Here is an 11,305-nt window from a genome sequence, read left to right on the forward strand (position 1 = left end):
TTTTACAAATTTGAAATTCTGTTTTAAGGTATTATTAATAAAAATATGAAGGAGTGAATGATTTGGGATATGCAGTTGGGTTAATGTCGGGTACATCTTTAGATGGAATCGATGCAGCTTTAGTAGAAATCACTGGATGTGGACCTGAGACAGAGGTAAGAATGATTGATTTTATGACAGTTCCTCTTGAGGAAGGTTTATTAAAAGAAATTCAAGATGCGATTACACTTGTTTCTTCAAACGCTCAGCATTTATGTAGTTTAAACTTTAAGCTTGGCTATGCTTTTGCAGAAGCAGTAAAGGAAATTTGTAATAAAAACGAATTTTCATTAGATCAACTTGAATTTATTGGATCGCATGGTCAAACGATTTATCACCAGCCTGAAGCTCATGGGGAATTCATTCAATCCACATTACAGTTAGGTGAGCCAGCAGTTATTGCATATGAAACAAAAACGAAAGTAGTTTCTAATTTTCGAGTGATGGATATGGCAGCTGGTGGATATGGAGCGCCGTTAGTTCCACATTCTGAGTTATTACTTTATAAAAGTAAAACTAAAACGCGTTTACTACAAAATATTGGTGGGATTGGTAATGTTACGATCATTCCAAGGAATTCTACAATCGATGATTTAGTAGCCTTTGATACAGGTCCAGGTAATATGATTATTGATGAAATTTGTAAGCGCTATTTTAATGTTCCATATGATGCAAATGGAGATTTGGCTGCTAAAGGTAATGTAAATGAGAGATTACTAGAAAGATGCATGAGTATTCCTTATATTTTAGCACCTATACCTAAAACAACTGGAAGAGAGTTATTTGGTACACAGTTTGTTGATGAAATATTGGAAGAGTTTAGTGATCTCTCACCAATTGATTTAGTGACTACAATGACGATGTTTACTGCAAAATCGATCGCTGAAAATTATAAAAAGTATATTTTACCAGACCATCCAATTGATGAAGTAATTGTAGGTGGCGGAGGTAGTCATAATAAAACGCTACTATGTATGCTTCAAGAATTATTAGGTGTGGATTCCAAAGTAATAGTTCAAGAAGATATTGGTTTTTCTTCGGATGCAAAAGAAGCAATTGCCTTTGCGATATTAGCAAATGAAACTTTAAACGGTTTACCAAGTAATGTACCTGGAGCAACAAAAGCAAATCGTTTAGTTGTTTTAGGAAATATTACACCAATACCATACTAGGAGGATTCATCGTGAAAAAATTAGGGATTTCAATTTATCCAGAGCACTCAACTGTTGAAAAAGATAAGGCTTATATTAAATTAGCTCATCAATATGGTTTTATACGAATCTTTACATGTTTATTATCAGTAAATGGTGACAAGGAACAGATTATAAAAGAGTTCAAAGAAATAGTTGATTATGCAAATAGTTTAGAAATGGAAGTCATTGTTGATATTGCCCCTCGAGTATTTGGTACATTAAATATTTCATATAATGATTTATCATTTTTTGCTGACTTAGGAGCTTATGGAATTAGACTTGATATGGGATTTACTGGGAATGAAGAGTCTATTATGACTTATAATCCATATGGATTAAAAATTGAAATTAACATGAGTAATGCTACGAAATATCTAGAAAATATTTTAGCCTATAAGCCTAATCAATCTAATTTAATCGGATCTCATAATTTTTATCCTCATCGTTATGCAGGTTTAAGCTATTCACATTTCGTAAAATGTAGCGAAGAGTTTAAAAAGCATGGTATTCGTACAGCAGCATTTATTAATTCACAAGCTGCAACATACGGACCGTGGCCAGTATCAGAAGGTCTTTGTACTTTAGAGATGCACCGTAATTTATCAGTCGTAACGCAAGCGAAACATTTATTTTATTCAGACTTAATTGATGATGTTATTATCGCAAATGCTTATGCATCTGAAGAAGAGTTCAAACAACTTGCGGAGCTAAATCAGAACGGTAAAGACTTATTTACACTAAATATTGACTTACATGATTCAATTACAGATTTAGAGAAAAAGATTGTTTTAGATGAGTTTCATTTTTACCGCGGGGACGTATCAGATTACTTAATTCGTTCAACTCAGTCTCGCGTTAAATATAGAGATGAAGAGTTTAAACCTACTTATACTCCACCTATTCGTAGAGGCGATATTTTAATAGAAAATGAATTATATGGACAGTATAAAGGTGAATTGCAAATAGCACTACAGGATATGGAGAATTCAGGGAAAACGAATGTGGTTGGACGCATTGCAGAGGAAGAAATCTTCCTATTAGATTTCTTACATCCTTGGAGTAAGTTTCAGTTTAAGGAAAACTAAATGATTAATATTTAAGAAGATGTGAAAAAATTTTTTACATCTTTTTGAAATTTTATTTCACTTTTTTTCGGAAAATATTGAAATTTATTTTTGGTGGGAATATAATAACTTTATAGAAAACGTTTTCAGTATTTTGTGTATTCAGTATTTTTTTAAAAACAATTTATCTAGATCTAGGAGGAATAAAATGAAAGTACTTTTTGTATGTGCAGGCGGAATGTCTAGTGCAATTGTTGTGAATGCGTTAAGAAAAGAAGCAGAAAAAAATGGTATCCAAATGGAAGTCCTAGCAGTAGGAACCCAAGAATTCGGTGAAGAGGTTAAAAACGGTTGGGACGTAGCGATGGTTGCTCCACAAGTACGTCATCGTTTTGATAGCTTTAAAGCTGAGGCAGATGTAGCGAACGTTCCATGTGAAGTAATACCGCCTATGGCTTACACACCACTGGGAGGACCAAAATTATTAACGATGGTTCAAGAGATTACTAAGAAATAAGTTTAGTAGACATTAAAAATGAAAAAGGGGGAGAATCATGAACGGTTTTATTAATTTTATGGAAAAAAATCTTTCTGGCCCAATGGCAAAGATTTCTGAGCAAAAACATTTGCGTTCAATTCGTGATGGAGTTATTTCTGCACTACCTTTTATTATTATTGGTTCTTTATTTTTAATTATTGCTTTTCCTCCATTACCAGAAAAATGGGCAATCTCAATTTGGGCAAAAAAGCATATTTTTGAGATTCTAATTCCATATCGTTTAACAATGTATATTATGTCGCTATATATTGCTTATGGTATTGGATATAACTTAGCGAAAAACTACAAGTTAGATCCATTATCAGGTGCCCAATTATCGGCTGCAGCATTCTTATTAACTTTAACACCTCAATTAGATGATAAAGTTGGAATGGTATTACCGATGGGGAATATGGGTGGTCACGGATTATTCGTGGCAATGTGTACGTCAATCTTTGCTGTTGAATCATTGAGGTTCTTTAAGGAAAAGAAAATTACGATTAAAATGCCAGATTCAGTTCCACCATCAGTGGCTCGCTCGTTTGAATCATTAATTCCTGTTGCTTTTGTTGTATTCGTATTAACTTTAGTAACTGTTGTGCTTAAAATTGATTTACATACTTTAGTTGATAAAGCAATCTCTCCTTTAGTTAGCGCTGGGGACAGTCTTGGAGGAGTATTAGTACCAGTATTCTTTATTACGTTCTTCTGGATTTTTGGTATTCATGGAGACTCGATTGTTGGTACGGTGGCAAGACCACTTTGGGAAGTATATTTAGCAAAAAATGCTGAAGCGGTTGCGGCTGGACATGCTATTCCTCACGTAGCACCAGAAACTTTCTTCCAATGGTTTATTTGGATTGGCGGTTCAGGAGCAACAATTGGACTAGTACTAGCAATGTTATTTTTCTCAAAATCGAAGTATACAAAGGCTGTTGGTAGATCAGCGATTATTCCAGGTATCTTTAATATTAATGAACCAGTAATTTTTGGTGCACCAATCGTGTTAAATCCAATTTTAATTATTCCATTTGTATTAACACCATTTATTACAGCAACACTATCATATTTTGCTACTGTTGCAGGGTTTGTAAAACCTACTTATATAATGGTTCCTTGGACTTTACCTGCACCTATTGGAGCATATTTATCTACTGGAGGAGACTGGAGAGCGATTGTACTAGTATTCATTAACATCGCAATTTCATTCTTTGTGTATTTACCATTTTTTAAAGTTTATGATAATAAGCTTGCACAAGAAGAAAATGTAGAGACTGTAACTGAAAAAAATACTAGTATTTCATTATAAAAGTAAAAAGGTTGGACTGTTTTCTAGAACAGTTCGACCTTTCTTTATTAAATTTAAAGGGTGATCAGATTGAAAGAATCTAGTTGGTTTATAAAGTTTAATTATAAAAGTGCAATTATATTTTTCTCCCTCGTAATAATCATCAATTTATTACTTTGTCCTCTTTTTCAACAAATAGGATTTGCCTACCAGACATCATTATTTATTGCAAATAGTATTGCTTGTAGTATTGGATTGCCTTTTGTTGTTTTAAAACTTGAAGGGAAATACAAGAATAAGAGTCAAGCGTTAAAATTTATTTTAGTTTCTACGGCTGTTTGTACAATAATGAGTTATTTTCTGTTATTCCCACTATAAAAGAATACTATATTGAGTTCTTAAAATATTATGAGGTGAGATAATCATGAATAAAGGTATTAAAATCGTAACAATAGGTGGCGGCTCTAGCTATACCCCAGAATTAGTGGAAGGCTTTATTAAAAGATATGACGAGCTACCTGTAAGTGAGTTATGGCTAGTTGATATAGAAGCAGGGAAGGAAAAGTTAGAGATTGTTGGTAATTTAGCTAAACGAATGGTAAAAGAAGCTGGAGTTCCAATGGAAATTCATTTAACGTTAGACCGAAAATTTGCGCTAAAGGATGCTGACTTTGTAACGACTCAAATGCGAGTAGGTTTACTTGAGGCAAGAATTAAAGATGAACGTATACCTTTACAATTCGGTATGATTGGTCAAGAAACAAATGGTGCAGGTGGTCTATTTAAAGGTTTAAGAACAATACCTGTATTACTTGAAATTGCTGAAGAATTGCAGCAACTTTGTCCTGATGCATGGTTGATTAACTTTACAAATCCAGCTGGAATGGTTACAGAAGCATTACTTCGATATAGTAAACATAAAAAGGTAATTGGAGTTTGTAATGTACCAATTAATATGACAATGACGATTGCTAAATTGTTAGAAGTGGATATTAGTCGTGTACATATTGATTTTGCAGGATTAAACCATATGGTATATGGACTTCATGTTTATGTTGATGGAAAAGAAGTGACTGAATATGTCTTAGAGCTATTAGCAAATCCAGAAATACAAATGACCATGAAAAATATTGCTCCATTACCATGGCAAAAAGAATTTCTTATGTCATTAGGTGTACTTCCTTGTCCATACCATCGTTACTATTACAAAACGAAACATATATTAGACGAAGAATTAGAATCTTTCAAAACAGGTACTACTCGAGCAGAGGTTGTTAAGAAGTTGGAAGATGATTTATTTAAATTATATAAAGATGAGAATTTAGCTATTAAACCGCCTCAGCTTGAAAAACGAGGTGGAGCTTATTATAGTGATGCAGCTTGTAGCTTAATTACATCTATTTATAACGATAAAAAGGATATCCAAGTATTAAACGTTCAAAATAATGGTTCAATACAGGGAATTCCGAATGAATCGGCTGTAGAGGTAAATTGTATCGTTACAAAGCAAGGTCCAATTCCGATATCAGTAGGTGAATTACCACCTCAAATAAATGGATTAGTTCAGCAGATTAAATCATTTGAACGAGTTGGAGCCGAGGCAGCTGTTACTGGTTCTTATGATAAAGCATTATTGGCATTAACGATTAATCCTTTAGTTCCGAGTGATGAAGCTGCAAAGGATGTACTAGATGCACTTTTAGATGCTCATAAAGAATACTTACCATTATTTTATAAAGAAGAATTGGCAGCTCGATAAGGATAGCAAAACAAAAATTAAGGAGTATGAATATGATGATGACTAACGAACAAGAAATTTTTGAAATTATATCACACGGTGGGAATGCAAGATCACTAGCTTACGAGGCATTAGAGGCTGCGGAAAAAAATGATTTTGAAACAGCAGATCGCTTAATCGAAGAGTCTCATAAAGAAATTGGTCATGCACATAAAACACAAACGACTTTAATACAAGCTGAATTAAATGGTCAGCCAAGTGAAAAGTCGCTATTAATGATTCATGCTCAAGATCATTTAATGACTGCAATGAGTGAACAAAAGCTTATAGAGCATATCATTCGTTTACATAAAAAATTAGCCGAGAAATAATCGGTTCATATCGTCATAGAATAGACGAAAGAGGGTAGGGGGCAATTTAAGTGAAATATGTTATAGGTCTTGATGGTGGAGGAACGAAGTCAGAAGCTATTGCTTATAATTTAGAAGGTGAAATTATTAGTCAAGGTTATTCTGGTTTTAGTAATTTACTAATCAATGAAAAAGATGGAATTAATCACATTATAGAAGCAATTGAAAATTGCTTGAGCCCTTTATCAAAAGAGAATTGCCTGTTCTTATTTTTAGGAATTGCTGGAATTGGTGGAGTGAAAGACCGGGGTCCTTTAGAAAAAGCATTAAAAGATGCTTTTGATATCCCATTTAAAATTGTTAATGATGCACAAATTGCACATGCAGCATTACTAAATGGACAAAGTGGTGTATTAACAATCGCTGGCACGGGTTCAATTTGTATTGGAATACATAAAGAGCGTACTGTAACGGCAGGCGGATGGGGACATCTTTTAGGGGATGAAGGAAGCGGATATTGGATTTGCATGGAAATCTTTAAAAAGATTACACAGGAATTTGATGAGGGTATCCCATTAAGTTATTTATCTTTGAAAATGCTGGGAAAATTGCAGTTAAAAGAAGCAGAAGAACTTAAAAAATATATTTACCACAATACAAAAGCCGAGATTGCTTCACATGTTCCATTTATAGTTGAAATGGCCAACATAGGTGATTTAATGACATTGTCTGTTCTAGAAAGAGCAGGTCAACTTCTTGGGAAAACGACGATTCAAGCCATAAAAAAGTTAAATCTTCGAGAAGAGCCAAGAGTTGCAATAAAAGGAAGTATTTTAAGTAAAATACCCGTCGTTCAGAAAACGTTTATTCAAACAATTCATGAGCACTATCCAACAGTAACCTTTTATACGAACGAAATCTCTTCGACCTTCGGAGGATATCTATTAGCCATGAAAGAAATAAATTCACGTAAGGAATAATTAAGTGAGCTAAAACAGGAAGAACAGGTAGTACAAAAAATCCTGCTTTATGATTGAGGTGTAATTGTGTTAGAGAACTTAACAACTGAAATTAGAAACAAGCGTACGAGTAACTTAGATCAACTAAGCGTTGATGAGTTTTTAAATATAATGAATGAAGAGGACCAAAAGGTGGCTCTAGCAGTTAGAGAACAAATTCCGATGATTTCAAGGGTAGTTCAACTAGTTGTTGAAGCATTTCAAAACGGAGGACGTTTAATTTATACAGGTGCTGGTACAAGCGGACGAATTGGTCTGCTTGATGCAGTTGAATGTCCACCTACATTTGGAACGAATCCTAGTGAAGTCATTGGATTAATTGCAGGCGGAGAGAGGGCCTTTATTAAAGCTGTTGAAGGTGCCGAAGATAGCGAAGAGCTTGGTAAGGCAGACTTATTACGAATATCACTTACAAAAAATGATATTGTGATCGGTATTGCAGCATCAGGACGAACGCCTTATGTAATTGGTGCTTTAAAGTATGCAAACGAGATTGGGGCAAAAACTGTAGCGGTAGCATGTAATAAAGATTCAAAAATTGGAGAGGTTGCCCTCCAAAAAATTGAAGTAGATAATGGTCCAGAAGTGTTGACAGGCTCTACACGATTAAAAGCTGGAACATCTCAAAAATTAATTTGTAATATGATTTCGACAGCTTCAATGATTGGTATTGGAAAAGTATATAAAAATCTAATGGTAGACCTGCAATTAACGAATAGTAAACTAGTTGATCGAGCAAAAAGAATAATCGTTGAAGCTACTGGCTGTGATTATGAAACGGCAAGTAATTACTTACTGAAAGCAAATAATCAAACGAAAGTAGCAATCATTATGATTTTAACCGGAATGAATTATGATGAAGCAATTGTTAGTTTGAATAAAGCTAGTGGTTTTATTAGCAAAGTAGTAAAAAATTAATTAGAAGGCGACAACTAGTCATTTTTTTCACTAGTATGTCGCTTTTCTATTTCATATCAAAATATGATTCAGATTTTTCATTTTATACTATATAATTTTGTTGTAATCATGTGGTCAACACGGTTAAAGAAGCAATAAACGCCGGATAAAGATTTTTATAATTCATCATTTTATATAAATAAAAAGAGAGTTGAGTAGATTAAATGAATGCACTAAATGGCGGTTTAATCATGTTAAACGAAATGCTGTATAAGCTTCCACCATCTGAAAGAAGAGCAGCTAAATATATAATTGAAAACCCAGAAAAATCGATTCAATATACAGTTTTTGAACTTGCAGAAAGAAGTCAAACAAGTAATTCTGCAATTATTCGATTATGTCGTTCACTTGGTCTAAAGGGTTTTCAAGAGCTTAAGCTGCGAATTGCAGGTGATATTATCACGACAACAGAAGTAGGATCAAGAGATATCAATTTAGGGGAATCAACTGGATCCATTATTAAAAAGATGATGAATAACAATATCCAGGCTATCAAAGATACTAGTGATATTATTAATGTGAGTGATTTAGAGGAAGCTGTTCAAGCTTTAACAAAAGCGAGAAATATTTATTTCTTCGGTGTAGGTGGGTCAATGGTTGTCGCCTTAGACGCACAACAAAAGTTCTTACGTATAAAAAAATACACCTCTGCATTTACTGATTTGCATTTGTTAGCTGTTCAAATAGCGAACCACGAGGAGAATGATGTCTTAGTAGGAATTTCATTTTCTGGCGAAACGCTAGAGGTCCAGAAAGCATTTCAAATTGCAAAGGAAAACGGCGTGAACACCATTAGTATCACTGGATTTGGTTCCAATTCTGTATCAAACTTAGCGGACATTAAATTATTTAATTCTCCACATAGGGAAGCAACATTTCGTAGTGGAGCAACGTCTTCAAGGATGGCTCAACTACATGTCATCGATATTTTATTTATGGCGGTCGCGACACAAGAGTACGATCAAACAATTCAGTATATCGATCAAACAAGAACGGCTATTTCTTCGTTAAAAAAATAAAAGTAAGGTTCAAGGCTAAAACAGGAGATAGGCAATTTATATAAAAAGTACAAGGGAATCTAAGTTCTTTGTGCTTTTTATTTTTAAGACAGTTAGTATGATGAGCAGTTGGGTGCTCAAAAAAATGAAAGGGTGAGTTGGTAGAATATAGTTAACAATAAAAATACAAAGGAGGATTAGAAAGCTGCTTGGGAAGGCAGAAAAAAGGAAAAGGCTATTGTGATTGGTGTTGTCCAATTACTTTGGCCGGAGCACTGTTTGGTGGTCATAAAGTTTTGTTAGTATAATGCAAAATTTGTATTGCACATAGCTAATTATTAAAGGATACTAATAAGAGATTCACTATAACGAACGAAATACAAAGGGGAAAGAATATTATGATGAAAAAGGGAATTTTATCTTTAGCAACTTTAGGTTTATTAGCTTCACCATTTTCTTTCACAACTGCTCATGCTGAAGGAAACTATTATAATTTATTAAAGAAAAGCAGTGAGAGCCACGTTGAAAAGCTGCTTCCGAAAGGTGCAAAGGAGTTACATACATTTAATGGTCTAAACTTAAAATCACATCTTACTGGCTTTACTAATAAATCATCTATAAATCTATTAAATTATACTACTCTAGATAATGAGATTGAAGAACTGGACGAACAAGAAGTAAATGATGATTTTGATGTAGCAAATGATTTACCAATTGGAGCAAATATGTACGGTCAATTGCTTCCTTTGGATGATGTAGACCTTTATAAAATCGTTGTACCTACCGATGGGAAAATTACTTTAGGTGGATCTGCTTTTGGTTCTGAACATATTGTATTAGCAATGGGCATTTATCAAAAAGATTTTGTTGAAGATAATAAACTAATTGATTTAGGTTACGATTATGATGAAGATACTGATCTTGAACAACAATACTATCAAGCTAAAGCTGGTACATATTATGTAGTTGCATGGGATGATGATAATGATGAATACGATGATAATACCGAAGATGATTATTATGGAGTCTATACATTATTAAATGATGCACCAAGTAAACCTACTGTAAATAAAGTTGATAATAATGATCTAGTTGTTACGGGTAAGGCCGAAGCCGGTTCTACTGTAACAGTTAAAAACGGTAGTACGGTACTAGGAACTCCTACAAAAGCAACATATAATGGGACTTATTCAGTTAAGATTCCAGTTCAAACAGCAGGAGTAACGTTAAGTGTTTATGCTAAAGACTTTGTTGGGAAAACGAGTGTTGCTGGGACAACAAAAGTTGTTGATGTTATTGCACCAACTAAACCAACTGTAAATAAAGTTGATAACAATGATGTAGTTGTAACTGGAAAAGCTGAAGCGAATTCTACTGTAACAGTTAAAAACGGTAGTACAGTATTAGGAACTCCTACAAAAGCGACATCTACTGGAACTTATTCAGTTAAGATTCCTGTTCAAAAAGCAGGAGTAACGTTAAGTGTTTATGCTAAAGACGCTGCTGGTAATACGAGTGTGGCTGGAACAACAAAGGTTGTAGACGTAATTGCGCCTGCAAAACCAACTGTTAACAGAGTTGATAATAACGATGTAGTTGTAACAGGTAAAGCTGAAGCTGGTTCTACTGTTGCGATTAAAAGAGGGACAACAACACTAGCGACTGTAAAGGCTACAACTACTGGAACGTTTTCAGCGAAAATCGCGGTTCAAGCGGCTGGGACAAAATTAACGGTAACTGCTAAAGATGCTGCAGGAAATACAAGCGTAGCGACTACAGTAACTGTCGTTGATGTAATCCCACCATCTAAACCAACGATTAATCGTGTAGACGACAATGATTTAAAAGTTACTGGAAAAGCTGAAAAAGGTTCAATTTTGACAGTTAAAAAAGGTACTACTGTATTAGGATCTGCAACAACTAACTCTAGTGGAGTTTATTCAGTTAGTATCAAAGCACAGAAAAAAGGAACAGTTATTTCTGTAACTGCAAAAGATAAAGCAGGAAATACAAGTGCTGCTGCAAAATATACAGTTGTAAGTCATTAATATTTACATGGGATCCAAGGATTCTTTCCATGGCCCTTTGATTTTATAAAATCAAAACGTATAGTAGGGTAAT

General features: G+C 34.0%; 10 protein-coding genes. All 10 read left to right on the forward strand.

The window, feature by feature from the left end:
• Positions 1-62: 62 nt before the first annotated feature.
• The 10 genes from anmK (at position 63) to BM319_RS13550 (ending at position 11,232) form a co-directional block, all read left to right on the forward strand.
• Positions 63-1,211, forward strand: coding sequence for an anhydro-N-acetylmuramic acid kinase AnmK (gene anmK, locus BM319_RS13500; RefSeq protein ID WP_286143760.1), 1,149 nt, complete (start codon positions 63-65; stop codon positions 1,209-1,211).
• 11 nt (positions 1,212-1,222) lie between these two features.
• Positions 1,223-2,317 (forward strand): DUF871 domain-containing protein, encoded by a 1,095-nt coding sequence (locus BM319_RS13505; protein ID WP_091023150.1) that lies wholly within the window; start codon positions 1,223-1,225, stop codon positions 2,315-2,317.
• 187 nt (positions 2,318-2,504) lie between these two features.
• Complete coding sequence (locus BM319_RS13510) at positions 2,505-2,813, forward strand: PTS sugar transporter subunit IIB (RefSeq protein ID WP_069035297.1); 309 nt, start codon at positions 2,505-2,507, stop codon at positions 2,811-2,813.
• Positions 2,814-2,850: 37 nt separating this feature from the next.
• On the forward strand, positions 2,851-4,143 hold the full coding sequence (locus BM319_RS13515; protein WP_069035296.1) for a PTS sugar transporter subunit IIC: 1,293 nt from the start codon (positions 2,851-2,853) through the stop codon (positions 4,141-4,143).
• 403 nt (positions 4,144-4,546) lie between these two features.
• Positions 4,547-5,881, forward strand: coding sequence for a 6-phospho-beta-glucosidase (locus BM319_RS13525; protein WP_069035294.1), 1,335 nt, complete (start codon positions 4,547-4,549; stop codon positions 5,879-5,881).
• 32 nt (positions 5,882-5,913) lie between these two features.
• Positions 5,914-6,231: a PTS lactose/cellobiose transporter subunit IIA gene (locus BM319_RS13530; protein ID WP_069035293.1), complete on the forward strand. Its 318-nt coding sequence runs from the start codon at positions 5,914-5,916 to the stop codon at positions 6,229-6,231.
• Between the two features lie 50 nt (positions 6,232-6,281).
• The gene (locus BM319_RS13535) at positions 6,282-7,190 is read left to right on the forward strand and encodes an N-acetylglucosamine kinase (protein ID WP_091023152.1); all 909 of its coding nucleotides are present in this window, start codon (positions 6,282-6,284) and stop codon (positions 7,188-7,190) included.
• A gap of 66 nt (positions 7,191-7,256) precedes the next feature.
• Positions 7,257-8,147: an N-acetylmuramic acid 6-phosphate etherase gene (gene murQ, locus BM319_RS13540; RefSeq protein WP_069035291.1), complete on the forward strand. Its 891-nt coding sequence runs from the start codon at positions 7,257-7,259 to the stop codon at positions 8,145-8,147.
• 203 nt (positions 8,148-8,350) lie between these two features.
• Positions 8,351-9,205: a MurR/RpiR family transcriptional regulator gene (locus BM319_RS13545; RefSeq protein ID WP_069035290.1), complete on the forward strand. Its 855-nt coding sequence runs from the start codon at positions 8,351-8,353 to the stop codon at positions 9,203-9,205.
• Positions 9,206-9,582: 377 nt separating this feature from the next.
• Positions 9,583-11,232, forward strand: a complete 1,650-nt coding sequence (locus BM319_RS13550) for an Ig-like domain-containing protein (RefSeq protein WP_091023154.1) — start codon at positions 9,583-9,585, stop codon at positions 11,230-11,232.
• Positions 11,233-11,305 lie beyond the last annotated feature (73 nt).

The organism is Bacillus sp. UNCCL81 (genome assembly GCF_900112535.1).
GTDB lineage: Bacteria > Bacillota > Bacilli > Bacillales > Bacillaceae_G > Gottfriedia > Gottfriedia luciferensis_B.